Annotated in this window: 19 protein-coding genes; 10 read left to right on the forward strand and 9 right to left on the reverse strand. The window is 59.7% G+C overall.

Annotated elements, in window-relative coordinates:
* The first annotated feature begins 72 nt into the window (after positions 1-72).
* Together JJ917_15080 and JJ917_15085 are read left to right on the forward strand one after the other, a co-directional pair.
* Positions 73-870: a transglutaminase family protein gene (locus JJ917_15080; GenBank protein MBO6700150.1), complete on the forward strand. Its 798-nt coding sequence runs from the start codon at positions 73-75 to the stop codon at positions 868-870.
* A 109-nt stretch (positions 871-979) separates the two neighbouring features.
* Entirely contained in the window at positions 980-1,891 is a 912-nt protein-coding gene (locus JJ917_15085; protein ID MBO6700151.1) for a hypothetical protein, read from the forward strand.
* 181 nt (positions 1,892-2,072) lie between these two features.
* Here JJ917_15085 and JJ917_15090 read toward each other — a convergent pair whose 3' ends face one another.
* Positions 2,073-3,593: a 5'-nucleotidase C-terminal domain-containing protein gene (locus tag JJ917_15090; GenBank protein ID MBO6700152.1), complete on the reverse strand. Its 1,521-nt coding sequence runs from the start codon at positions 3,591-3,593 to the stop codon at positions 2,073-2,075.
* A 189-nt stretch (positions 3,594-3,782) separates the two neighbouring features.
* On the opposite strand from JJ917_15090, the gene JJ917_15095 reads away from it, so the two are divergent.
* On the forward strand, positions 3,783-4,928 hold the full coding sequence (locus JJ917_15095) for a ferrochelatase (protein ID MBO6700153.1): 1,146 nt from the start codon (positions 3,783-3,785) through the stop codon (positions 4,926-4,928).
* A gap of 39 nt (positions 4,929-4,967) precedes the next feature.
* On the opposite strand, the gene JJ917_15100 is transcribed toward JJ917_15095, so the two are convergent.
* Positions 4,968-5,825, reverse strand: coding sequence for an alpha/beta fold hydrolase (locus JJ917_15100; protein MBO6700154.1), 858 nt, complete (start codon positions 5,823-5,825; stop codon positions 4,968-4,970).
* Positions 5,826-6,283: 458 nt separating this feature from the next.
* Here JJ917_15100 and JJ917_15105 point away from each other — a divergent pair, with 458 nt between their 5' ends.
* Positions 6,284-7,243 carry an SPFH/Band 7/PHB domain protein gene (locus JJ917_15105; GenBank protein MBO6700155.1) on the forward strand — a complete coding sequence of 320 codons (960 nt, stop codon included), beginning with the start codon at positions 6,284-6,286 and terminating at the stop codon, positions 7,241-7,243.
* Positions 7,240-7,698: an NfeD family protein gene (locus JJ917_15110; GenBank protein MBO6700156.1), complete on the forward strand. Its 459-nt coding sequence runs from the start codon at positions 7,240-7,242 to the stop codon at positions 7,696-7,698. Before JJ917_15105 ends, JJ917_15110 begins: the two co-directional genes overlap by 4 nt.
* Before the next feature lie 16 nt (positions 7,699-7,714).
* On the opposite strand, the gene JJ917_15115 is transcribed toward JJ917_15110, so the two are convergent.
* Together JJ917_15115 and JJ917_15120 are read right to left on the reverse strand one after the other, a co-directional pair.
* Entirely contained in the window at positions 7,715-8,569 is an 855-nt protein-coding gene (locus JJ917_15115; protein MBO6700157.1) for a flagellar motor protein MotB, read from the reverse strand.
* A gap of 15 nt (positions 8,570-8,584) precedes the next feature.
* Positions 8,585-9,361: a MotA/TolQ/ExbB proton channel family protein gene (locus JJ917_15120; GenBank protein ID MBO6700158.1), complete on the reverse strand. Its 777-nt coding sequence runs from the start codon at positions 9,359-9,361 to the stop codon at positions 8,585-8,587.
* Between the two features lie 255 nt (positions 9,362-9,616).
* Between JJ917_15120 and JJ917_15125 the strand changes: the two genes are divergently transcribed.
* Positions 9,617-11,149, forward strand: coding sequence for an outer membrane beta-barrel protein (locus tag JJ917_15125; GenBank protein MBO6700159.1), 1,533 nt, complete (start codon positions 9,617-9,619; stop codon positions 11,147-11,149).
* Between the two features lie 32 nt (positions 11,150-11,181).
* Here JJ917_15125 and JJ917_15130 read toward each other — a convergent pair whose 3' ends face one another.
* Both JJ917_15130 and galU read right to left on the reverse strand, forming a co-directional pair.
* Positions 11,182-11,643, reverse strand: coding sequence for a DUF2269 domain-containing protein (locus JJ917_15130; GenBank protein ID MBO6700160.1), 462 nt, complete (start codon positions 11,641-11,643; stop codon positions 11,182-11,184).
* 18 nt (positions 11,644-11,661) lie between these two features.
* Positions 11,662-12,543 (reverse strand): UTP--glucose-1-phosphate uridylyltransferase GalU, encoded by an 882-nt coding sequence (gene galU / locus JJ917_15135; protein ID MBO6700161.1) that lies wholly within the window; start codon positions 12,541-12,543, stop codon positions 11,662-11,664.
* Positions 12,544-12,664: 121 nt separating this feature from the next.
* Here galU and galE point away from each other — a divergent pair, with 121 nt between their 5' ends.
* Genes galE through JJ917_15150 form a run of 3 tightly spaced genes read left to right on the forward strand, consistent with a single transcriptional unit; the run spans position 12,665 to position 16,112 of the window.
* A complete protein-coding gene (gene galE / locus JJ917_15140) occupies positions 12,665-13,660 on the forward strand; it encodes a UDP-glucose 4-epimerase GalE (protein ID MBO6700162.1) in 996 nt (331 codons plus the stop codon).
* Between the two features lie 18 nt (positions 13,661-13,678).
* Positions 13,679-14,923: a lytic murein transglycosylase gene (locus JJ917_15145; GenBank protein MBO6700163.1), complete on the forward strand. Its 1,245-nt coding sequence runs from the start codon at positions 13,679-13,681 to the stop codon at positions 14,921-14,923.
* A 46-nt stretch (positions 14,924-14,969) separates the two neighbouring features.
* Positions 14,970-16,112 (forward strand): DUF459 domain-containing protein, encoded by a 1,143-nt coding sequence (locus tag JJ917_15150; protein MBO6700164.1) that lies wholly within the window; start codon positions 14,970-14,972, stop codon positions 16,110-16,112.
* A 15-nt stretch (positions 16,113-16,127) separates the two neighbouring features.
* On the opposite strand, the gene JJ917_15155 is transcribed toward JJ917_15150, so the two are convergent.
* Genes JJ917_15155 through gltB form a run of 3 tightly spaced genes read right to left on the reverse strand, consistent with a single transcriptional unit; the run spans position 16,128 to position 23,006 of the window.
* Positions 16,128-17,576, reverse strand: a complete 1,449-nt coding sequence (locus JJ917_15155) for a glutamate synthase subunit beta (GenBank protein ID MBO6700165.1) — start codon at positions 17,574-17,576, stop codon at positions 16,128-16,130.
* Positions 17,569-18,270, reverse strand: a complete 702-nt coding sequence (locus tag JJ917_15160; GenBank protein ID MBO6700166.1) for a hypothetical protein — start codon at positions 18,268-18,270, stop codon at positions 17,569-17,571. Before JJ917_15160 ends, JJ917_15155 begins: the two co-directional genes overlap by 8 nt.
* Positions 18,267-23,006, reverse strand: a complete 4,740-nt coding sequence (gltB, locus tag JJ917_15165; GenBank protein ID MBO6700167.1) for a glutamate synthase large subunit — start codon at positions 23,004-23,006, stop codon at positions 18,267-18,269. Before gltB ends, JJ917_15160 begins: the two co-directional genes overlap by 4 nt.
* Positions 23,007-23,724: 718 nt before the next feature.
* Between gltB and JJ917_15170 the strand changes: the two genes are divergently transcribed.
* Complete coding sequence (locus JJ917_15170) at positions 23,725-24,057, forward strand: DUF2282 domain-containing protein (GenBank protein MBO6700168.1); 333 nt, start codon at positions 23,725-23,727, stop codon at positions 24,055-24,057.
* The last annotated feature ends 75 nt before the right edge of the window (positions 24,058-24,132 follow it).

The following is a 24,132-nucleotide window of genomic DNA, read 5'->3' on the forward strand; positions in this document are numbered from 1 at the left end:
ATTTCTCTTCCTGGCCAGAATCCACCTAGGTGGATTCTGGCCCATGTTTCTGCGCCACCTTTCTAGCGCCTCATGAAAGCCGAAGCTTTGGACCAAGCAATCGATATCCACCTTGCTTATCGGGTTGCAGGGCCAACCGACCTGTTGCTGCAGATCGAGGTTGCCGACCTTGCCGACCAGCAGGTTCGGTCAAGCGATTTGCAGCTCTCGACCACCAGTCATTTTGCCCGTGTCGCTGCCGAAGAGGGATTAGGCGATCGTATCTGGCTGCGAACCGACGAACCGTTCCGCTGTCATTACACCGCGCAGGTCCATATCGATCGTCCGGTGCTCGATATCTCGGCCTTGGCACAAGTGCCGCCTCATCTGCTGCCCGGTGATACCGTGCGCTACCTCATGCCCTCGCGTTTCTGTCCGTCCGACCAGTTTCAAAGCTTTGCGGCGGCCGAGTTTGGCTTCTTGGAAGCGGGGGCAAAGATCGTCGCGATGCGCGACTGGGTGAACCAATCCATCGCCTACGTCCCGGGGGCGAGCAACGCGCAGACGTCGGCCACCGACACGTTCGTCGAACGTCAGGGCGTGTGCCGGGACTTTGCGCATTTGATGATCACCTTGGCGCGCGCTGCGACGATCCCGGCGCGATTTGTCAGCGTCTATGCTCCGGGCGTCACGCCGCAGGATTTTCACGCGGTGGCGGAGATTTTTCTCGATGGCACCTGGCACCTGGTGGACGCCACCGGCATGGCGCCGGCCGACAGCATCGCCCGGATCGGCGTCGGCACCGATGCCTCTGAGGTGGCCTTTCTAACATCTTTTGGCCCGATCGAGCTGGAAACGCAGACCGTCAATGTCACAGTCATGGACGGCTAGGCGGTCGCGCGCCGCTGGCAAAGGTTAATTTCAGTCCACCACTTGGTAAGGCTTTGCGGCGACACTGGACGCTGAGTAAGCGTTGCGTTGTGTTGGAGTGAAGCGTTTCATGATTGAGGACCTCCTTGACCAAAGCGAAGCATTGGCTGGACCGCCGTTGCCTGGCGCCGTGGAGCGCATGACGGCCGCTCTTGAACGCGCAGATATCGGCGAGGGCATGGTCGTGCTCAACGGGTTTGGGCCAGCCTATGGATCGCTGCAGGCCATGGCCGAAGAGGCGCTGAATGCGCTTGGCGCAAGATCTGTCAGTGGTGAAGACATGCTCGAAGACGAGAGCTTGGTTGCCACCTGTTTCGTTGGCTCGCCGGATCGGCTTTTCGCGCTTTGCCAGGCTGGCTATGCCCCGGTCTTGACCCATGCGCTGGTCGGTGGAGGCGCAGTGTTTCCCATCGTTCACACTGTCATGGGGCAGCATCAAATTGCGCTCTGCGACATGTTGACGGACCCTGTCTTCGGACCCTATGCCACGCGCAGCAATCGCGAGGACGCCTACGCGTTGCTGGAGGGTGTCGAGGTATCGGTGCTTCGCCCCGGTGGCGAAAACCCGGTTCCGCACGGCATGATCGGCGAGGTGGTTCTTGGCGACGAGTCCGACGCACCTTTGCGCACCGGCGTGCTTTCGGCTTTCGAGCAGGTGCCGCATCGCTATCGTGCGCCTGGTCTGCAAGGGTGGATGGGCTTTGCCCAGCCGGTGGCCACGGTGCAGGAGCATGCGGTGAAGGCGAGCGACATTGCCGCTCTGGTCAGTGAGCATGAGGATGTGCTCGACGCCCGTCTGATCGCCCATTCCAAGGATGAGGCAGAGCCCATTCTTCAAGTCGAAACCGAAGCTGGCGATTGGATTGAAGATGACGTGCTTGCGCGCTTCGAGGCCCTAACCGGCTTGCGACCGGTGCTGGAGCGTGTCGCACCTGGTCAGTTCGGCAATACGGGTCGGACCTTTGCCGTGATGGCGGCTTAAGCAGCCGTCGGTGCCGTCATCTCTGTCCTGGTCACAGAGATCCATTCCCATGATTGTCACTGCGACTGCGATGCTACGAAACGCTCATTGGGATGGATCCCCGCCACAGGGGCGAGGATGACAAGCGGCAAAAAAGGCCGGGATTGCTCCCGGCCTTTCGTTGTTCTGATCGGCGTCGGCGTTAGCGCGTCAGCATGATCCGGCCGTCGATGGCCGGGGCGAATTCGCCCAACTCGCGGACATGCACCATCACGTCATTGGCCATCAGCTTGGCGTCTTCCTCGCGCACAACGCGGGGCGCTTCGGCGAACATGGTGTATCCGTCGCCGCCGCGACCCATGAAGTCGTTGGTCGCCACGGTGTAGGTTGCGCCAATGTCGAGCGGCTCACCGCCAACCATGACGGACGTGACGCGGTCGCCCGGCTCACGCGTGATGTCGGCTTCGATGGTCATGCCGGAGACCTGTGGGAACCGACCCGACACATCTTCAACCCGGCTGAAGCCGTTTTCCAAAGCGGCCAGAACTTCGGCACCGGACAGCTCGATCATGATGTTGACGTTGCCGAACGGCAGCTCGGTCAGGATATCGCGACGGGTAATTTCGGTGCCTGGATCGTAGACCTTGTCGGCGCGGATGCCGCCACCATTGGTGATCGCGATATCGGCACCAACCGCAGCGCGCATGCCATCGGCGACGAGGTTGCCCATCGTGGCCTCTTGCGTGCGCACCGTCGCGCGGCGGGAGTCGAGTTCAGCGGTGATCGTGCCGAGCGCAACGTCGAGTTCGGCATCGAGCAGGGCGTTCAGTTCATCGACACGCGCAGCAACCTCCGCGTCGCCTTCCATGCCAAGGGTCGACATGGGGCGGAAGGCCAGCGTGTAATCGACGTCGCGATCATCGCCTTCCACCTCGATGGTGGCGGAGACATCGATGGCGGTGACATATTCAGCTTCCTCGCTGGATTCCACCAAGGCCGTGCGTCCATCGTACATCAGGCGCAAATCGTGATCATCGCCGGACAGGATGATGTCGAACTCGCCAGTTGCGTACATCGCATTGTCGACAGCGATGTTGGCGTGAGCGACGGCGACGATGATGTCAGCACCGGCATCGCGCAGCGCGTCGGCTTGCGCCAGACCGGTTTCCAAGGCGCTGGAAATCTGGATCGTGCCGGGGCTCGATTTTTCATCGGAATCATCGGCAGCCAGACCGATGATGCCAATCATCAGCCCGTCGACATCCATCATCATGGTGTCGGAGAAACCATCAAGCACGGTGCCGTCTTCGTTGCGCATGTTGGCGGCCAGAAGGTTGGATCCTTCGACCTCGGCCATGCGGGCGCGGAACACCTCTTCGCCAAAGTCAAACTCATGGTTGCCAGGCACGATGACGTCCGGCGGCGTCATGTTGAACAGTTCAACGATGTGCTCGCCCTGATCGAATGACGACAGCAGGGATGGCGAAAGGAAGTCACCGGCGACGGCATAGATGACGTTGTCGTTGGCTTCGCGCTCGGCCTGAACAACGGCCGATAGGCGGGCAAAACCGCCTTGATCGGAGCGATTGTCAATCGAGTAGATATCGTTGACGAGCAGGAGCGTCACATCGACGTTGGTAACCTCCTGCGCAAGGGCAGGGGCGGTCAGCAGCGCGGTCGATAGACCGAGCGCAGCCAACAAACGGGTTGGAGTATGGTGCATGAAAAGCCTCCCTCAAGGCACGTGGGTATGGTTGATTGGTGATTTCTTGCCAGAGCTGTCCCGCTCCGGTGTGACGGTACCATGACAGATTTATGGCAGGTCGCAAGCGTGGCGATTGCTTGATATCAATGGCAGCCTGCGGCGATTGATCCATCCAAATGCCTTGCTGCCACGTATGGGACTATGCTTATGCACCCGACACAGATTGCCCGGACAGGCCGTGAGGAGTTTTCCAAGGTGAACACGCAGGATTACAAGGCTTTTTCCAAGGCAACCATTGCGCCTGCCGCTCCCAATCGCTCGCTGGAACTGTCGGTGTTGCCCGAAGACCATCCGCCAGTGAAATTTGGCAAAGTCGGTGTCCTGCTGGTCAATCTGGGCACGCCGGATGCGACCGATTACTGGCCGATGCGGCGTTATCTCGCAGAGTTTCTCACTGATCGTCGCGTCATCGAATGGCCGAAGGCGCTCTGGTATCCGATCCTTTACGGCATCGTTTTGATGGTGCGCCCGGGGCGCAAGGGCAAAGACTATGCGACCATCTGGAACGAAGAGCTGGATGAAAGCTATTTGCGCACCTACACGCGCTCCCAGTCGGATTTGCTCGGCGAAGCGCTGGCCGACCATGAAAACGTCGTGGTCGATTGGGGCATGCGTTATGGCAATCCGTCGATCGCTTCACGGTTGGAAGCCTTACGGGCCGAAGGCTGCGACCGCATTCTTCTTTTCCCGCTTTATCCGCAATATGCCTCGGCAACGACCGCGACGGTCAACGACAAGGCGTTTGAACATCTGATGTCGCTGCGTTGGCAGCCGGCGATCCGCACGGTGCCCGCCTATCATGACGAGCCGGTCTATATCGACGCGCTCGCTCGTTCGATCGAGGAGCATCTGGCCGGGCTCGACTTTGAGCCGGAAAAAGTGATCGCCTCCTATCACGGCATTCCGGAGAGCTACTTTAAAAAGGGTGACCCCTATCACTGCCACTGCCACAAGACGACGCGACTCTTAGAAGAGCGGCTTGGTTGGGAAAAAGGCCGTTTGATGACCTGTTTCCAGTCGCGCTTCGGCCCGGAAGAGTGGCTTCAGCCCTACACTGACAAGACAGTGGAAAAGCTCGCCAGCGAGGGCGTGAAAAACATCGCGGTGTTCAACCCTGGTTTCGTGTCCGACTGCCTGGAGACCCTGGAAGAGATCGCCATGGAGGCCCATGAGATTTTCGAAGAGCATGGCGGCGAGAACTTCAGTTACATTCCGTGCCTCAACGACAGCGAGAACGGCATGCGGGTGATCGAAGCGCTAACGCGGCGCGAACTGCAAGGTTGGGTGAAGTAACCGCGCCCGCGTGCATTCAGACCGAGAGCTCTTGCGGTGTCACTCCTCTGACGCCAATCGCTCGCCAACCCAGGGCAAAACAACTGTCTCAAGGCGCTCGCTAACTTGTTGGCGATGATCGCCGTCGTAAACGTCCAGGCGGTGGGGGATTCGCTCCTCGCCAAGCTGTTGCGATAGCGCAAGCGTTCCTGCGGGGATGTGCAAAAACTGATCACCTAGGCCCACGTCGAGCGCTAAGCCTCGTAGGTCACGAAGACTGTCACGCGCTTGGCGAACCTGGCGGACTGGGAACGCGTCCAGGTAGCGATCATAGGCCGGTTCATCGAGAACAACTTCGCCCCTCACAATGTCGAAGGGGAAGTCAGCATAAATTGGCATCGCATCGCGGTCTGGGCTGAAGGCGGTGATGAGACCCAAGAAGGCGATGGGGAAGAAGTCATTGCTGTCGATGAGCGATTGCACGTCTTCTGGCGAGGACACCGATGCACTGCGTTTCCAGGCATCGTTGCCGAAACCCAGATCATCATCGGCGGCCAGGCAGCAAGGGCTCATGGACCAGACCGTTGAGAACAAGCCGTGGCGCGTTAAGGCGAGATTGATAGCCCCATAGCCACCCATTGAGTGGCCAATGATCGCCCGGCTTAACTCGCCTGCAAGGGTGCGGAAATTCTCATCGATAAAGCCGAGAAGATCATCTGCGATATAGTCGGCCCAATTCCCGCTGACCGACGAGTTGCGATAGAATCCACCGCCGTACCGATTGCCGCCGTTGGGCATGACCACAATCAGTTCGGGTATCTCTTCTGCCTGAATCAGGCGGTCAAGAATGGTTGGTACGCCGAATTGCTCCAGCCAAACACCATAATCATCGAAAATGCCGTGCAACAGCACGACCACTGGGTATCTCCGGTCGGGCTGCTGATCTTAACTTGGCGGCAGATAGACCGCGGCGCTCTGGGTGTCTGGGGTTCTAAGCAGGTTGCCTGTCAAAGACGGTGCGGAAACTTCGACCTCCATCACTTGACCGGTTGGTTGGGCATTCGCTGTGTTGGACGCAAAAATGGCTGCTGCCAACAGCAGCACCGGTGCAAGACTGACGTTGGCATGGTGGACGCTCCCGTTCTTTCCATAAGGAGAAGTGGGAACTGCAACATGTTGTCTCAAGGCTTTGCGTGCTTTGAACAAGTTTTGCCGCTCGCGCAAACTACGTTGCGCTGTAGTGTGGCGTGCGGTCCGCGATCCACGTTCCCAATCCGTCCTTAAGGCTCGAACGAGGAGCCCCGTTGAAACTCGGCTCCGGCGGGCGCATGTAAAGTATTCCGGTCGTTCCACGGCGAATCAAGCGCGAGGCACCCATGTTTCTGGATTTTCAGGTCGGCGGTTTTGATATCGTGATCATCGCGCTCTTGCTGCTTGTCGTTGCGCTCATTTTTCTGGGCGTCAAACAGGTGCCGCAAGGCTTCAACTTCACCGTCGAACGGTTTGGCCGTTACACCAAAACTCTGCGCCCAGGCCTCAATTTGATCGTGCCGTTTTTTGATCAGATCGGCGCGCGTCTTAACATGATGGAGCAGGTTCTGGACGTGCCAAGCCAAGAGGTCATCACCAAGGACAACGCCACGGTCACGGTCAATGGCGTCACGTTCTACCAGGTTCTTGATGCGCCGCGCGCGGCCTATGAAGTTCTCGGTCTGCAGAACGCGATCATGAATCTCACGCTGACGAACATTCGCACCGTGATGGGCTCCATGCAGCTTGATGAGCTGTTGTCGAACCGCGATGAGATCAATGCCCGTCTTCTGCGCGTGGTCGATGCTGCCGTCGAGCCTTGGGGTGTGAAGATCACTCGCATCGAGATCAAGGACATCGATCCGCCGCGCGATCTGGTGGATTCCATGGCTCGGCAGATGAAGGCTGAACGCGACAAACGCGCGGCTGTTCTCGAAGCCGAAGGTTTGCGGCAGGCTGAAGTGCTGCGTGCTGATGGCGAAAAACAGGCGTTGGTGCTGGAAGCCGAAGGCCGTCGTGAGGCGGCGTTCCGTGATGCTGAGGCGCGCGAGCGGTTGGCCCAGGCCGACGCCAAAGCAACCGAGATGCTGTCGGTGGCCATCGAGAATGGCTCGGCCCAGGCGGTGAACTATTTCGTCGCGGAAAAATACGTCAAAGTGCTTGGCGAAATCGCGGCCTCGCCGAACCAAAAAACGCTGATGATCCCGCTTGAAGCGGCTTCGGTCATCGGCTCAGTGGCCGGTATCGGCGAAATCGCCAAGGCGGCGCTGGGTGACCAGAGCGATAAGAAATCGGGAGGGGCATGATCATGGAATCCTTTTCTCAGTTTGGAGAATGGACCTGGATCACGCTTGGCATCGCCCTTTTGGGTCTGGAACTGCTGGCGCCAGGCACGTTTTTCATGTGGCTGGGGTTGGCTGCCCTTGGCGTCGGCGCAATCGCCTTTTTCACGGACCTATCCTGGCAAACAGAATTTGTCCTATTCGGTGTTCTGGCGCTGGTGTTCGTGATCGCGGGACGCCGGTTCTTTGCGCGCCAAGGCGATGAGACCACCGATACCCCGGGGCTGAACGAGCGCGGCAAGTCGCATCTTGGCCGCGAGATCACCTTGGCCGAGCCGCTTGTTGGCGGCACCGGCCGGGTCAAAATCGGTGATACGATGTGGCGGATTGAAGGACCGGATTTACCGGCTGGCGCGCGAGTTCGGGTGTCGGCGGTGCGTGGCGCGATGCTCGAAGTTGAGCACGTCCAACCGGAGTGATCAGCTGCGCCGATCCTTAGGGCACGTGGTCGTGCGGGATCGGCGGCTCTTCACGCATCAACAAGATGCTGACGCGCCGATTGGCCGGCAGCTGCGGATCGTTGGTGAACAACGGCTCGCTGTCGGCGCGACCGATGACACCGGCGAACCGTTCCGGCGGAACACCATGATCCTGCAGAATGCGGCGTGCGGCGTTGGCGCGATCGGCTGAGAGTTCCCAATCGGTGTAGGCGGCGTTCAGCGGCGGCGCAGTGGACGCGGAGGTGTGCCCGGTGATCTGCACCCGGTAGGGGAACTGGCGCAGCGTCGGCGCCATCTGGGCGAGCAGCAGGCGCGTTGTCTCATAGGGATATTTCGATCCTTCAGGGAACATGGACCGGCCATCCTGGTCGATCAAAGAGACGTGCAGGCCGTCCTCATCTTCTTCCAGAATGATGTGCTGCGACAGCTCAGTTATCTCCGGCAGTGCCTGCCAAGCCTGGCGCAAGGATGCGGCGGCGGTCGCGAAGCGACGCGGAATTTCCGTTTCGGCTTGCTCAATCGTGTGGGTGTTCGCTTCGGGACCCTGCAAGGGGCGCATATCGTGGCGCTCATTGGCGAACTCGGAGTCTTCCGGTGTTTCAATGATGCCAACGCGGCGCACGAAATCGCGTAACGGCGCGCCTTCGATCTCGATCATGCCGGACCGGCGGATGATCTCCTGGCTGCCGAACGCATCCCGCATCGAACCGGCGACGATCTGAAGTTTCTGCTGATCCTGGATCGAGAAGGAAATGATAAGCACGAAGAAGCACACCAGAATGGACATGAGGTCAGCAAATGTGACCAGCCATTCTGGGACGCCGCCGCCTGATGCCTTTTTGCGTGCCATCGTTCGCCGCTCCGCCTAGGCGGCCTCTGCCGCTTCGACCAGCTCGGCGCGGGCTTTCTCGGGCAGATAGGCCAGCAGCATTTCGCGGATCAGCGTCGGGCTCTTGTTCTCGCGAATCTGTGTGACACCGTCGATGACGAGCGAGAGATTCACCTCGTCGACGGCGAACTTAGATTCCAGCTTGTCGGCAATCGGCAAGCAGACAAGGTTGGCAAGGATCGCACCGTACATGGTGGTGAGAAGCGCGATTGCCATGGCCGGGCCGATGGTCGATGGATCGTCCATGTTGGCCAGCAACTGCACCAGACCGACCAGCGTTCCGATCATCCCGAATGCTGGGGCGGCATCGCCGAGCGATTTGAAGACGCGCTGACCTTCGGACAGGCGTTCCAGCGACAGGTCGCGTTCGCGCTCTAGGCTTTCACGGATGAACGCTGGCTCGAAACCGTCAGTGACATACTGCGCTCCCTTTTGCAGGAGCGGGTGCGAGACCTCGACATTCTCCAGCCCGAGCGGACCATTTTTGCGCACGACATCGCCAAGGTTAGCGATTTCTTCGACCAACTCGCCGGGGGATACCTTCTTATGGGTGAAGGCTGCTTTGCCGCCCATGATGAGCGCTTGGCCGATGCCGGACAGCGGGAAGCGGATCAAGGTGGCGGCAAACCCGCCACCGATCACGATAAGGATCGAAGGGAGATCGACGAACTGCCCGATGCTGCCGCCCAGAAGCATGGCGACGACAACAACGACGGTGCCCGCCAGAATGCCGATAATCGTTGCTAAATCCATGGGTTCACCCAGGCCTTGCGTTGGTTTGCGCGTCGCCGAACACGGCGCCTCAATCGGCAACGCTACGCCAAAGGTGGGAAACGAGAGCTAAATGCGATGGCCGAAAAACTCGGGCATCGGCGAAAGCTCACTTTAGGGTTAGGGGGGGGTTAACGGCGCGGAAACGGCTCGTTAACCGTGCCGGTTTAAGGTTGCTTAACCCTTTTTGGAGCGCGCCTGTCGGTGTTGCGCGCCTGGTAGAGCAACCGTGCCGGTATGAGCTTGCGTCCCTATATTCTCGTTCTGTGTGCTCCGGTTCTGGCGGTCGTCGGTCTGTCTGGTGGAGCCTTGCCGGTGCCATTGGCGCAGGCGCAAGATCAAGCAAGCAATGATGATGGCAGGGGCCTTGTCGCGCTGCGTCCAACCGTTGGGCTAGCCGATGGCGGTGATGCGCGACCCGATGTGCGGCCAACCGGCGGTCTGCCGGCTATGCCTGAGGAAACAGAACCTGGCGCGCGGTTTTTCACGGCCTCGCAGCCTGGAAGCGACGGATTTCAAGCGGCCAATCAGCAAATTGTCAGCGAAGCGGACCTGCGCGGGTTTGCTGTGGCGGACGATGAACTCCTGACCGGTTCGGTGGACGGCGTTCCCGATCCAGTTGAGACGCAAGGCATTGATGCGGTTGATCCCTACGCACCGATCGGCATTCGAAGCGGACCGCTCACATGGTTTCCGGCCATCGATCTGGCTTTCGGCTATGACAGCAACACCGACAGCGATGTGGACGCGCGCGAGGTCCGCACGGTGCGCTTGTCGCCAGAGCTGCGGGTGGAAAGCGATTGGCGTCGCCACGCCTGGACCGGCAGCCTGCGTGGCACGTTGGAGTATGTCTATGATGGTCGCGATCTTGGGCGCTCACTTGAGATTGATAGCGAGCTTCGCCTTGATCTTGGGTTGGAAACGACCGCTACGCTTCGCGGTGGTTACACGTTGACCGGCGAGCCGGACAGCGATCCCAATGCCGTGACGGGTGCGGATGGCAGCACCGACACCCATGATTTCGAAGCAGGCGCGACGGTTGCTCGCCGGATCGGTCCAATCGAGGTGAGCCTTGGCGCCGATGTGTCGCGCAGCCTGTTCAGCGACACGAGCCTCGCCGGCGGTGGCGTGCAATCCAACGAGGACCGCAATCGCTGGGACGGAGGTGTGAGCTTGCGGCTGTCCCAGGCGTCGGGTCCGGTGTTCCGGCCTTTTGTGGAAGGGTCTGTCGGTCTTCGGCGTTTCGATGAGCGGCTTGATCGTAATGGTTTTGAGCGCAACAGCATCAATTATGGCCTCCGCGGCGGCTTGACGATTTCCGATGATGGTCCGTTGCGCGGCGAGGCCTCGGTCGGCATTGCGGGTGAGCAATTCGCCGATGATCAGCTCGACGATGCCTTGGAGGTCACCGCTGCCGCATCGCTCACCTGGGACGTGACCGCGCTGACCAGTGTTACTTTGGATGTGGAAACCTCGCTTGATCCGACGACCCAGGCTGGGTCCGGCGTTGGCGTCAATCGCTCTGCGGACCTTGGCCTCACCCATGCACTGCGCCGTAACGTTGATCTGCGGCTTGGCGTCGGTGTCGACGACACCGTTTTCAGCGGCATCGACGCTGATACGCGCACCTACACCGGCCGGGCTGGCCTGACGTGGCGGGCGTCGCCCATCGTGGCGTTCCGGCTTGATACGGCGTTTGAGCACGAGCCGGATGCGGCTGGTGATATCAATCGGTTTACCGCTGAGGCCGGCGTCACGCTGCGCCGCTAGGGGTTGAGGTCGCTGCGCCACCGCGTCTGGAATCAGGTCGGTTTGACCACCATCAGCCATGTGGCGGCAACCAGTGGGACAGTGGCGATCAACCCCCAGACGAGCCATCGCCGGGAGAGCGCGCGATAGTCCTCGCCAACGCCATTGGCCGGGAAGGTTTTAGCGAGGCGTGCCTGCTTCACCTGGATCGGCACGATCACCAAGAGCCAGATCATACCGGCCAAAACGAAGAGAACCTGGCTCCAGAGAAGCCAGCCCTCGTACAAGGGAAACCCTGCCGAGTAGGCCATGAAATAACCGCTGCCCATAAGCAGGACGACACCCCATACCGTCATCGACCAGTCGGTGTAGGTCACCAGTTTTTGCGCAAAACCCAAAACCTCCGAGCGCCCATCGCGATCGGCATAGAACTTCCAGATCGCCGTGACCGTAATGTTGCCCATCAGCATCGCAACGCCGGTCACATGCAGAAACTTAGCAGTGTCGTAGAGCATCTGATCGCTGCCGAGAGGTCAGGCGCGCCGGGAAATGATGTCGCGCAGTGCTTCTTGAAAGCCTGGCGCGATGTCGGGGCGTGACAGGGCGAAGGCGACGTTGGCGGCCAAGAACCCTGATTTCGCGCCGCAGTCATAGGTCGAGCCGGTGAATGGCATGGCAAAAAACGGGCTGCTCTCATGAAGGGCGAGCATCGCATCAGTGAGCTGGATTTCGCCGCCCGCACCGGCCGCTTGATTTTCCAAAATGCCCATCACCTCCGGCTGCAAGATGTACCGCCCTGAAATGTAGAAGTTCGATGGCGCTTCGCCGGGAACAGGTTTTTCAACCATGGCGGTCACTTCAAAACCACCGGCCACATCTTCGCCCTTGCCGACAATGCCATATTTGGAAGTTTCTTCGGGCGCGCATTCTTCAACCGAAACAATGTTGCCGCCGGTCTTTTCGTAGACCTCCATCATCTGTGACAGGCAGCCTTTGGGCGCCTGCATGATCATGTCGGGCAGGAGCACGGCGAATGGTTCCTCGCCGACCATCTCGCGGGCACACCAGATCGCATGACCAAGACCGAGCGGCTCCTGCTGACGGGTGTAGCTGACGCTGCCGGCCTGAGGCGTTTGGTTGTCCAAAGTCTCCAGTTCGGCGAATTTGCCGCGCTTGCCGAGCGTGTCGCGCAACTCGACCTGAACGTCGAAATGGTCCTCGATGACCGACTTGTTGCGCCCTGTGACGAAGATGAAATGCTCGATGCCAGCGTCGCGGGCCTCTTCGAACACATATTGAATGACGGGACGGTCGACGACGGTCAGCATTTCTTTGGGCATGGCCTTGGTGGCCGGAAGAAACCTTGTGCCAAGCCCAGCAACGGGGAAAACGGCCTTACGAATGCGACGCGTCATGCTTCATTTACCTTATGTGTTCATGAATCGTTGAGATGAGTCCTAGGGCATCAGGCCCTTTTTTGGAAACCAGGTATGATGGCCAGGGTTCCAAAACAAAGACCGGAGCGTTTGCGATACCATGACTGTTCTTGTGACCGGTGGTGCCGGCTATATCGGATCGCACATGGTCTATGCGCTTGCCGATCGCGGTGAACCGCTGGTGGTGATTGACAATATGACCACCGGCTACCGGCCAAATCTGCCGGACGACGTATCGCTGGTGATTGGCGACATTGGTGATCAGATTCTGGTCGAGAAAGTGATGCGCGAGCATGGCGTTGACGCAGTGGTGCATTTTGCCGGGTCAATCGTGGTGCCCGATTCGGTGGCCGATCCGCTTGGCTACTATGCCAACAACACGGTGAAGTCGCGCACCCTGATGGCTGCTGCCATCAATTGCGGTGTGAAGCATTTCATCTTTTCCTCTACGGCGGCGGTCTATGGCATGCCTGATCAGCCCATGATCGCAGAAGACGCGCCGACGATCCCGATTTCTCCCTACGGGTCATCGAAGCTGATGACCGAGATGATGCTCGCCGATACGGCACGAGCGCATGATTTTGCCTACACCGCGCTGCGCTATTTCAATGTTGCCGGCGCTGATCCCGACGGGCGAACAGGGCAAAGTTCACCGCGTGCCACGCACCTTATTAAGGTGGCGAGCCAGGCCGCGCTTGGGCAACGCAGCCACATGGAAATCTATGGCACCGATTATGACACCGAGGACGGGACTGGGGTGCGTGACTATATCCATGTAAGCGATCTTATTGCCGCCCATGTTCTTGCGCTTGATCGGCTTCGGGCAGGTGGTGACAGCCAGGTGATGAATTGCGGCTATGGACGTGGCTACACTGTACGCCAAGTTGTGGAGGCGGTGCGGCGTGTGTCTGGTATTGAGTTCGAGGCACGCGAAACCGGGCGTCGCGCCGGTGATCCGGCGACGCTGGTGGCGGTCGCCGAGCGTGCGCGTTCTGAGTTGGGCTGGGTGCCAGCCTATGATGATTTGGATGTGATCGTCGGCCATGCCTATGCCTGGGAAACCAGGATGGCGGGTCGCAACACTGCTGGGGCATAGACTGTTGCGTGCGGCCGGATGGCTGTACGGTTAAACGAGGAATCGACCATGATCCGCTTTGTTTTTGCTGGTTTTTTGGCCGTTTGTGCCGGTTTGAGTTTTGCGCCGTCCACGGCGCGGGCCGATGCGGCATTTCAGAATTGGGTTGCCCAATATCAGGCTGAGGCGCGCCAGGCCGGCATCGCTGATGCCGTTCTTGCCCAAGCCTTCGCAGGCGTCACCGCGCCGGATGAAAGCGTGTTGCGCTCGGCGCGTTACCAGCCGGAGTTCGTGCGCCCCATATGGGAATATTTGGACAGCGCCGTGTCATCCAGGCGGATAACCAACGGTCAGGAGATGTTGCGCGAACATGCGGTGGCGCTTGAGCGAATCGAAGAAGCGACCGGCGTCTCCAAGTTTATCGTCGTGGCCATTTGGGGGATGGAATCCTCCTACGGCGAGGTGCTGCAGAACCAGAACATCGTGAAACCGGTGATCCGGTCGCTTGCCACGCTTGCCTATGCCGATGAAAACCGCCGGCGCTTTGGGCGCGAACAGTTGTTGGCCGCGCTGCAAATCCTGCAACGTGGCGACACAACCGCCGACCAGATGTATGGCAGTTGGGCCGGCGCGATGGGCCACACACAGTTTATCCCGACCACCTACCTTGCCCATTCGGCTGATTATGACGGCGATCGGCGATCCGACATCTGGCAAAACGTCCCCGATGCGCTTTACTCGACCGCCAACTATCTGCGCGCATCCGGTTGGGTGCCCGGCCACACTTGGGGCTATGAGGTGCGCATCCCGCCAGGGTTCGATTGGCGCTATGTCGACGAAACCACGCAGCGCTCCTTGGCGCAGTGGCAGCAAATGGGGATCGTGCGCACCGGCGATCGACAGTTTCCGCGCCCGAATGACCAGGCCAGGCTAATCGCGCCTGCGGGGTCCGGCGGGCCAGCTTTCTTGATGCTGCGCAACTTCGAAGTCATCAAGCGCTACAACAATGCTGACAGCTATGCGCTGGCGGTTGGTCATCTTGCCGATCGCTTGAAAGGCCTGGGTGGCTTTCAGAACGATTGGCCGCGCGACTCGCAGCCGCTGACCCGCGCGCAAGTGGAGCAAATGCAGCGCCTCCTGGCACAGCGCGGCTTCTCCACCGGTGGCATTGATGGCCGTATCGGCCCGAACACGCGCGGCGCGATCCGTGCTTTCCAGGCCTCTCTTGGCCTGGTGCCTGATGGTTATGCCTCAACGGCTTTGCTGGCGCGTTTGAGCGGGTAGCCGATACGCCTTTTTCTCGCCGAAAGGCCTGTGCTAAGGGGAGACCATGTCGATGGTTCTCCCCTTTCGCGTTTTGGCGGCTTTTGTGATTGCCGCGCCGCTCCTTTGGGCAGGCAGCGCCGAGGCGCAGAGTTGGCGCCAGGAAGATCCCAGCGCCATCGTCTTGCCGAGCCAGCCGGATGGGTCGGGTGCGCGATCAGGCGGCAATCGCGGCGGCATTTTCCGCATTTTCCGTTTCGAGCCACAGCGCCAAACCCGGCGTCAGCCTCTTCCCCAGGTCGAGGTGGCGCCGATCATCAACCTGCCGCCGCCCAAGGATCCTGACGCCATCACAGTCGTCACGTTTGGCGATGAGTTTGCCGATCAGTTGCGTGAGGGGCTGATTGATCGGTTTGACGGCGACCGGTTGATCGAGGCGCAGGGGGATTCCATTCCCGGCAGCGGGCTCACCGACCTGGACGATTTCAACTGGAATATTGAGGCGCTGCGGCGGCTCGATGATTACACCCAGGTCGGCGCGATCGCCGTTGCGATCGGTTACAGTGATCGGCGGCCTCTGATTGAAGGCGATCGGTCCTATGCGTTTGGTTCCAATGCGTGGCAGGACATTTACCGCAATCGCGTGTCGAGCTTCGCGCTGACCTTGGTGACCGAGGGGCATCCGGTGATCTTTGTCGGCTTGCCGCCGATGGGCGATCCGGCGCTGAATGAAGATATCCGGCTGATCAATCAGGTGATCGAAGAGGCCGTGGCGCCGACGCGGGCGCGGTTCGTGAGCGTCTATTCCGGGTTTGCCGACCTAGCGGGAAACTACACCCGCGCCGGGCCGAACATGGCTGGTCAGGTAGAGAACCTGCGGCGGTCCGACGGCATCTTTTTCAACCGTGCGGGACGCGAGAAATTCGCGCATTTTGTCGAACGGTTCGTACCCCGCGATGGCCAGATTGGCCCCGAGCCGGAAGTCTCGTCGGTGGTGTTTGAGGGTAGCAATCTGTCAGCTGATGGGATTGGCCCGGTTATCCTGATGACGTCAGGGTTTGCCGATCCAACGGCCACGCTCGCCCGAAGCCCGAGCGAGGTTTTGCCGGAAGAACCAGAGACACGCGAGCGGCTTCTGCGAGGGGCAGCGTTGCCAGCGCCGGAAGGGCGCGCCGACAATTTCGCCTGGCCGGAAAGCCCTGATAGCTAGCCGACTGACCGGCGACTAGCGCGGCAGCGTCGTCTCGCCCATCAGGTCAAGGTCGATGGCGCGCGCGGCCTGACGACCTTCACGGATCGCCCAGACCACCAGCGATTGACCGCGGCGGATATCGCCAGCAACATACAAGCCATCGATCGATGTCTTGTAGTCGTCGTCATTGGCCAAGATGTTTTGCCGGCGGTCACGGGCAAGCTCGGCGCCGAACGCATCGGCAATGCCGTTCTTTTTCGGGCCGGAGAAGCCAATGGCGATCAACACCAGATCAGCGCGGAGCACAAACTCGGTCCCGGCGATCGGGACGCGCTTTTCATCCACGCGGGCGCATTCCACACCCACCACTTTGCCGTCTTCGTCGCCCTTAATGCCCAGTGTGGCGGCGGAGAATTCGCGCTCTGCGCCCTCGGCCTGTGACGAGGATGTGCGGAACTTGGTCGGCCAATAGGGCCAGACGGAAAGCTTGTCCTCAAGCACCGGCGGAATTGGGCGGATGTCGAGCTGTGTCACCGATAAGCAGCCCTGGCGGATCGAGGTGCCGATGCAGTCCGACGCCGTGTCACCACCACCGATCACCACGACGTGCTTGCCAGCAGCGTGGATCGGCGGTTCTGGGATCGTCTTTTCTTTGTTTACCCGGCGGTTCTGCTGCACCAGATAGGGCATCGCATAATGACAGCCGGTGAGGTCCATGCCCGGTAGTTCCGGATCGCGCGGATGCTCGGCGCCGGCAGCGATGAGCACGGCGTCATGCTTCTCCATTAGCTCGCTTGGCGGGATGCTCTTACCGCGGCTGTCGTCGCCAATCGAGGCGTTGTAATGGAAGGTGACGCCTTCGGCTTCCATCTGATCTACGCGCCGCTGGATGTGAATTTTTTCCATTTTGAAGTCGGGAATGCCGTAGCGCATCAGACCGCCAGCATCGGGCTCGCGCTCATAAACATGCACATCGTGGCCGACGCGGGCGAGCTGCTGGGCAGCCGCCATGCCGGCGGGGCCAGACCCGATGACGGCGATGGATTTGCCGGTCTTGGTTTCGGGCGGCTCAGGCACAACCCAACCATTCTCAAATGCCTTGTCGGCAATCGCCTGTTCGACCGTCTTGATGGCGACCGGCGTGTTCTCCAGGTTCAGCACACAAGCTTCTTCGCACGGCGCCGGGCAGATGCGGCCGGTAAATTCGGGGAAGTTGTTGGTGGAGTGCAGATCGCGGATCGCACTTTCCCAGTCGCCCTGGTAGACCAGATCGTTCCAGTCAGGGATCTGGTTGTTCACCGGACAGCCGGTGGGGCCGTGGCAATAAGGGATGCCGCAGTCCATGCACCGTGCAGCCTGTTTCTTGACGTCGGCTTCCGACATGGGGAGCGTGAACTCCTTGAAATGCCGGATGCGATCGCCCGCTGGCTGATACTTTGAATCCTGGCGGTCGATTTCCAGAAAGCCAGTGACTTTACCCATCAGTGTTCCTTACTACCGATAAAATTGACGAGGAGTCGATCAAGTCCACACCATGCTCATTTCTGCACAGAGTCCAGTCTCGGTTTATGAAAATGCTATCGCAGATCCTCTGGGATTCCGCATTCAGCATTGTGATCCTTAGGTCATTGTTTTCGTTTAAAAAAACCTGGGCTTCTCGAACTCCGATTACTGTTCCGGCCAGGGAGATAACCAGAATTCCAGTGCCTATGAATCCGTAAGCTGCTTTTGGTCCTTCGGTTCCTCGGAGAGCCAAGCCAAAACAAATCGGTGTTGCAATCATCACAATAGTTCCAACCAACATCATCCAAGACCCTGACGATCCAAAAATGAATTTATCTCCTTGGCTTTCTACGGCAGTGAAAAAAACTACTATCAGAAATGTTACTAGAACTAAAAAATAATATTCTTTGCTGATGCCATATTTGCTTCTTAATGCAGCAATATAAACGGTCGAACAAAAAAACAGATTTATAGAAATAAAGACAGATGAGTTTAGTCCAATTAGGAGAAAATCTTGAATAGTGAGAAAGCCACTCCGAATTTCGAATTGGTTCTGAATTGTTTGATTGAGCGCAAAAAAGTACCCTGACGCGTATACAACGCCCAGTGTTGGAAGTGACGCCAAAACAACCGGCACTGTTAGTGGTATTGGCTGCATGGTCGATCGACTCACTCTGCTGCCACGCCTTGCAGTTGCATGGCTTCCATCTCTTCCAGTGCACGTCGGTATTCCACCGGCATCACCTTCACGAACATCGGGCGATAGTGTTCCCAATCCTCCAGGATCTTCTGTGCGCGGGCCGAGCCAGTGTAGCGGGCGTGGTTGGTGACAAGCTGGAACAGGCGCTCATCATCAAAGCGGGTCATGTCGGAGGAGAGGTCCACACGACCCTTGCTCTCCAGATCGCCGCCATGGTGGTGCAGCTTTTCCATCAGATCATCTTCTTCTGGCACCGGTTCCAGCTCAACCATGGCAAGGTTACAGCGTGCGGCAAACAGCTTATGTTCATCGAGCACGTAGGCGATGCCGCCTGACATACCGGCTGCAAAGTTGCGACCTGTTTCGCCGAGGACGACGATGACGCCGCCAGTCATGTATTCGCAGCCATGGTCGCCGCAGCCTTCGACCACCGCAACGGCGCCTGAGTTGCGCACGCCGAAACGCTCGCCTGCGATGCCTTGGAAGTAGCATTCGCCTTTGATCGCGCCATAAAGCGCGGTGTTGCCGATGATGATCGACTTGTCCGGCGTGATCTTGGTGTCTTCCGGTGGGCGAACGATCAGGCGGCCGCCGCAAAGGCCCTTGCCGACATAGTCGTTGCCGTCGCCGACCAGATCGATGGTGACGCCGTTGGCGACAAACGCGCCGAAGCTTTGCCCGGCGGTACCGGTAAGCTTGATGGCGATGGTGTCGTCGGGCAGGCCTTTATAGCCGTAGCGCTTGGCGACTTCACCGGAAAGCATGGCGCCAACGGAACGGTCGACATTCTTGACCGGCAGATCGATCTGCACCGGCGTCTTAGACTCAAGTGCTGGCTGCGCCAGTTCGATCAATTTGCGGTCAAGCACATCGTCGATCGGATGCTTCTGAAGCTGCGTCCAGCGAATGTCGTCCGGCCCGGCGTCCGGCTTCCAGAACAGACGTGTGAAGTCGAGGCCCTGGGCCTTCCAGTGGTCAATCGCCGCTTCCTTGTCGAGCCAGTCGGACCGGCCGATCAGATCGTCGAACTTGGTGATGCCAAGCTCGGCCATCATGGCGCGGACCTCTTCGGCGACGAAGAAGAAGAAGTTGATCACATGCTCCGGCGTGCCCTTGAAGCGCTTGCGCAAAACCGGGTCTTGTGTCGCGATGCCGACCGGGCAGGTGTTGAGGTGGCACTTGCGCATCATGATGCAACCCGCGGCGATCAGTGGCGCAGTGGAGAAACCGAACTCGTCGGCGCCAAGCAGCGCGCCGATGACCACGTCGCGACCTGTGCGCAATCCGCCATCGACCTGCAAGGCGATACGCGAGCGCAGGCCGTTGGTGATCAGCGTCTGCTGGGTTTCGGCAAGGCCGAGCTCCCACGGTGCACCGGCATGCTTGATCGAGGTCAGCGGTGAGGCGCCCGTGCCGCCCTCAAAGCCAGAAATGGTGATGTGATCGGCACGCGCCTTGGCAACGCCTGCTGCAACGGTGCCGACGCCCACTTCGGACACCAGCTTCACCGAGATGTCAGCGGCGGGGTTGGTGTTCTTCAGATCGTAGATCAGCTGCGCCAGATCTTCGATCGAATAGATGTCATGGTGCGGCGGTGGCGAGATAAGCCCGACGCCCGGCGTCGAGTGGCGCACCTTGGCGATCACCGCATCCACCTTGTGGCCAGGAAGCTGACCGCCTTCGCCGGGCTTGGCGCCTTGGGCGACCTTAATCTGGATCATGTCGGCGTTGACCAGGTATTCGGTCGTAACGCCAAAGCGGCCGGAGGCGACCTGCTTGATCGCCGAGCGTTTCGAGCGGCCGTCGGGCAGGGGCGTGAAGCGTTCCACTTCCTCGCCGCCTTCGCCGGTGTTCGACTTGCCGCCAATGGCGTTCATCGCCAGCGCCAAGGTCTCATGCGCTTCGCGACTGATGGAGCCAAACGACATGGCGCCGGTTGAGAAGCGCTTCACGATGTCTTCGGCCGACTCTACCTCATCAAGTGCGATCGGTGTGGTGCCGATTTCGTCCGCGTTCTTGATGCGGAACTGGCCGCGCATAGTGAAGCGACCGTTTTCTTCGTTCACCTCGCGGGCGTATTCGGCCCACTTCTCCGGGACATTGCCGCGCACCGCATGCTGCATGGTCGCCACGATGTCGGGCGTCCACATGTGATCCTCGCCGCGCTGGCGGAACATGTACTCGCCGCCGACGGCCAGGTTTGTAGCGAGCACCGGATCGTTGGAGAAGGCGTCGGTATGGCGCTCCACCGTTTCACGCGCGATCTCCGGCAGGCCGACGCCACCAACCATCGAAGCGGTGCCGAAGAAGAACTCGTCGATGAAGGCCTGACCCAGGCCAACCGCGTCGAAAATCTGCGCGCCGCAATAGGACTGGTAGGTCGAGATGCCCATTTTGGACATCACCTTCAGAAGGCCCTTACCGATCGATTTGATGTAGCGCTCGACCACCTCGTACTTATCGACGACGTCGGGAAAGAGCTCTTTGGCGTGCATGTCGGCGAGCGTCTCGAAGGCTAAATAGGGGTTGATCGCTTCTGCGCCATAGCCTGCGAGGCAAGCAAAGTGATGCACTTCGCGCGCTTCGCCGGTTTCCACCACCAGACCGACCGAGGTGCGCAGGCCCTTGCGGATGAGATGGTTGTGGACGGCCGCTGTCGCCAGTAGGGCCGGCATCGGAATGCGATCGGGGCCGACCATCCGGTCGGACAGGATAATGATGTTGTAGCTGCCGCGCACCGCGGCCTCCGCGCGCTCACAGAGCATAGTCAGTGCTTCGCGCATGCCAGCCGCGCCGCGCGAAGCCTCATAGGTCATGTTGAGGGTCTTGGTTTCGAACCGGTCTTCGTACAGCGAGATGGAGCGGATCTTTTCCAAATCCTCATTGGTGAGGATCGGCTGGCGCACTTCCAACCGCTTGCGACGCGAGAGACCCTCCAAGTCGAACAGGTTCGGGCGTGGGCCGATAAAGGACACAAGGCTCATCACCAGCTCTTCGCGGATCGGATCGATCGGCGGGTTGGTGACCTGCGCGAAGTTCTGCTTGAAATAGGTGTAAAGCAGCTTGGATTTGTCAGACAGCGCCGACAGCGGCGTGTCGGTACCCATGGAGCCGAGCGCTTCCTGGCCGGTGATCGCCATCGGCGCGAGCAGGATTTTCAAGTCTTCCTGCGTGTAACCAAAGGCCTGTTGACGGTCGAGCAGCGACACGTCGGCGCGCGATGGACGCGCTTCCACGGGCTTCAGATCCTCCAGCACAACCTGCGATTTTTCCACCCAATCGGCATAGGGATTGGCGGTCGCGAGTTCATGCTTGATGTCTTCATCGGAAATGATGCGCTGGCCTTCCAGATCGACGAGCAGCATTTTGCCTGGCTGGAGCCGCCATTTCTCAACGATCTTCTCTTCGGGCACCTCAAGGGTACCGGCTTCGGACGCCATAAGGATGTCGCCATCATCGGTGACGAGATAGCGCGCCGGGCGCAGGCCGTTGCGGTCAAGCGTCGCGCCGATCATGCGGCCATCGGTAAAGGCAACCGCCGCCGGTCCGTCCCACGGCTCCATCAGCGCGGCATGGTACTCGTAGAACGCCTTGCGCTCCTCATCCATCACCTTGTTGCCGGACCAGGCCTCCGGCACCAGCATCATGACGGCGTGGTGCATCGGGTAGCCGCCCATGAAGAGGAATTCCAGCGCGTTGTCGAAGCAAGCAGTGTCCGACTGGCCCTCATAAGAGATCGGCCAGAGCTTGGAGATGTCGTTGCCGAAAAGCTCGGAGTCCACCGAGGCCTGGCGCGCCGCCATCCAATTGACGTTGCCACGCAGCGTGTTGATCTCACCATTGTGCGCCACCATCCGGTAGGGGTGGGCAAGCTTCCAGGACGGGAAGGTGTTGGTCGAGAAGCGCTGATGCACCAGAGCGAGCGACGAGGTGAAGCGCTCGTCGGTCAAATCGTTGAAATAGGCGCCCAGCTGATAGGCCAGGAACATGCCCTTGTAGACGATCGTGCGCGACGACAACGAAACGATGTAGAACTGCTCGCCGGACGCGATGCCGCCATAGATGGTGTTGGAAATCACCTTGCGCAGGATGAAAAGTCGGCGTTCAAAATCATCACCGTCCGGCGTGGTGTCGCCACGGCCGATGAAGACCTGACGGTGGACGGGCTCGGAGGCCTGGATTTCAGGCGCCTGGGATAGGGATGAGTTGTCGACAGGCACATCACGCCAGCCGAGCAGCACCTGGCCCTCTGCGGCGATGACCGATTCCACAACCTCTTCGCATCGGGCGCGCAGTTCATTATCCTGCGGCATGAAGAGGAAGCCGACGGCATAGTCTTCATTGGCTGGCAGTTCCACGCCCTGCGCGGTCATCTCTTCGCGGAAGAACGCGTCGGGCTTCTGCAACAGCATGCCGGCGCCATCGCCCATCAGCGGGTCCGCGCCAACGGCACCACGGTGGGTCAGGTTGACCAGAATTTGCAGGCCGTCGCGCACGATGCGGTGGGAGTTTTCGCCCTTCATGTTGGCAATGAAGCCAACGCCACAGGCATCTTTCTCGTGCGTTGGACGGTACAAGCCCAACTCAGACGCCTGCGCGCGCAACTCGGTTTTGGTGGCAGCGGTGGAGGTCGGTTTGGCGGCGCGCGTATCAATCAGTGTCCAGCTGTTGGACTGCGTCGCCGGGTTTGGCCCTTGATGGTTCGTCATGGGTCTCTTCCTTCCCTCTTCACGCCGTTAGACGCCGTGTGCTGCCATTCTGGCTCTCAAAAAGAGCAAAATGGCCAGAAGCGTAGGTCACAGGCCGGGTCGCACCAGTGTGCGGCTCGTTGGTCTGCGCCAACCGTGTGTTTGTTGTGCCACCACCGCTGGCCACGTTTCGGCCAAGGGCAGAAGGCTTTCATCGCTGCGATGGCGCAGGGCCATCTTCTTCAGGACCAGGGCGCCTGCCCTGGCGTAGCTCCGCCGTGACATGACCCGCCAAGCGGGCAGCGTCAAGCGCGGAGGGTCGCGGCCAACCTGGTCGCATGACCGGGGGTGCCGCGAGGTCCGATATGTCCAAAAATTAGGACAACATCGCTGACCTTTCCACGGCTGTTTGCCAGAAAGTGAACAGCCGCTCAACCCGCAAATTGGCGCATTCGCACGAAAAGGCGAGGTTTTGAGGGTGAAATTGAAAGGAAATTCCATTGGACTGAAATATTGTTTCAAAGACGCCTGTTCACGGCGGCGTGATCGAACATCACGCTCGCGCACCCCGGCGTGAGTTTCGGGTGCGTGAAACTTCCTTCCTTTGTCATTTCCTCTTTATCGGCTGGTCCGTCATCACTTGGGACGAGAAGCGAACATGTCTTCTCCCCCCAACTCTCACACCGGTGCCGCCCATGCTTCGCACCGCCCACATAAGTGTCTTGAAAGGACCTTCTCTATGAGCATTTCACGTCGCGCTGTGAACACCGCCGTCATCGCCGCTGCCGTTGCTGGTGTTGCTGCTTCTGTCACTGCTGTTGTCCCTGCCCACGCCCAGGGCCAGGAAAAATGCTATGGCATTTCGCTGGCCGGCGCCAACGACTGCGCCGCTGGCCCAGGCACCACATGCGCTGGCACTTCCACCGTTGACTACCAGGGCAATGCCTGGACCTTCGTCGACGCTGGCACCTGCGAACAGTACGGCTCGGCTTCCATGATGGACGACGACCTTTACCTGCCGGACGGCCGTATGGGTTCGCTTGAAGAACTGGACCGCGATCTGCCGGCCTAACGCTTAGGTCCCCAGATCGCCTACCGGATGGCGGCATATCGCCCGTATCCCGCCATCCGGACCAACACCCACACC

It is taken from the genome of Hyphomicrobiales bacterium, assembly GCA_017642935.1.
GTDB lineage: Bacteria > Pseudomonadota > Alphaproteobacteria > Rhizobiales > MH13 > MH13.

What these genes read in the sequence shown, in the direction of transcription:
- JJ917_15110 (MBO6700156.1), top strand. Translation starts at nt 7,240, where the DNA reads ATGATCATGGAATCCTTTTCTCAGTTTGGAGAATGGACCTGGATCACG.
- JJ917_15080 (MBO6700150.1), top strand. Translation starts at nt 73, where the DNA reads ATGAAAGCCGAAGCTTTGGACCAAGCAATCGATATCCACCTTGCTTAT.
- JJ917_15120 (MBO6700158.1), bottom strand. Translation starts at nt 9,361, where the DNA reads ATGGATTTAGCAACGATTATCGGCATTCTGGCGGGCACCGTCGTTGTT.
- JJ917_15095 (MBO6700153.1), top strand. Translation starts at nt 3,783, where the DNA reads ATGCACCCGACACAGATTGCCCGGACAGGCCGTGAGGAGTTTTCCAAG.
- JJ917_15130 (MBO6700160.1), bottom strand. Translation starts at nt 11,643, where the DNA reads ATGCTCTACGACACTGCTAAGTTTCTGCATGTGACCGGCGTTGCGATG.
- JJ917_15155 (MBO6700165.1), bottom strand. Translation starts at nt 17,576, where the DNA reads ATGGGTAAAGTCACTGGCTTTCTGGAAATCGACCGCCAGGATTCAAAG.
- JJ917_15150 (MBO6700164.1), top strand. Translation starts at nt 14,970, where the DNA reads ATGTCGATGGTTCTCCCCTTTCGCGTTTTGGCGGCTTTTGTGATTGCC.
- galE (MBO6700162.1), top strand. Translation starts at nt 12,665, where the DNA reads ATGACTGTTCTTGTGACCGGTGGTGCCGGCTATATCGGATCGCACATG.
- JJ917_15115 (MBO6700157.1), bottom strand. Translation starts at nt 8,569, where the DNA reads ATGGCACGCAAAAAGGCATCAGGCGGCGGCGTCCCAGAATGGCTGGTC.
- JJ917_15170 (MBO6700168.1), top strand. Translation starts at nt 23,725, where the DNA reads ATGAGCATTTCACGTCGCGCTGTGAACACCGCCGTCATCGCCGCTGCC.
- JJ917_15085 (MBO6700151.1), top strand. Translation starts at nt 980, where the DNA reads ATGATTGAGGACCTCCTTGACCAAAGCGAAGCATTGGCTGGACCGCCG.
- JJ917_15145 (MBO6700163.1), top strand. Translation starts at nt 13,679, where the DNA reads ATGGCTGTACGGTTAAACGAGGAATCGACCATGATCCGCTTTGTTTTT.
- JJ917_15125 (MBO6700159.1), top strand. Translation starts at nt 9,617, where the DNA reads ATGAGCTTGCGTCCCTATATTCTCGTTCTGTGTGCTCCGGTTCTGGCG.
- galU (MBO6700161.1), bottom strand. Translation starts at nt 12,543, where the DNA reads ATGACGCGTCGCATTCGTAAGGCCGTTTTCCCCGTTGCTGGGCTTGGC.
- JJ917_15105 (MBO6700155.1), top strand. Translation starts at nt 6,284, where the DNA reads ATGTTTCTGGATTTTCAGGTCGGCGGTTTTGATATCGTGATCATCGCG.
- gltB (MBO6700167.1), bottom strand. Translation starts at nt 23,006, where the DNA reads ATGACGAACCATCAAGGGCCAAACCCGGCGACGCAGTCCAACAGCTGG.
- JJ917_15090 (MBO6700152.1), bottom strand. Translation starts at nt 3,593, where the DNA reads ATGCACCATACTCCAACCCGTTTGTTGGCTGCGCTCGGTCTATCGACC.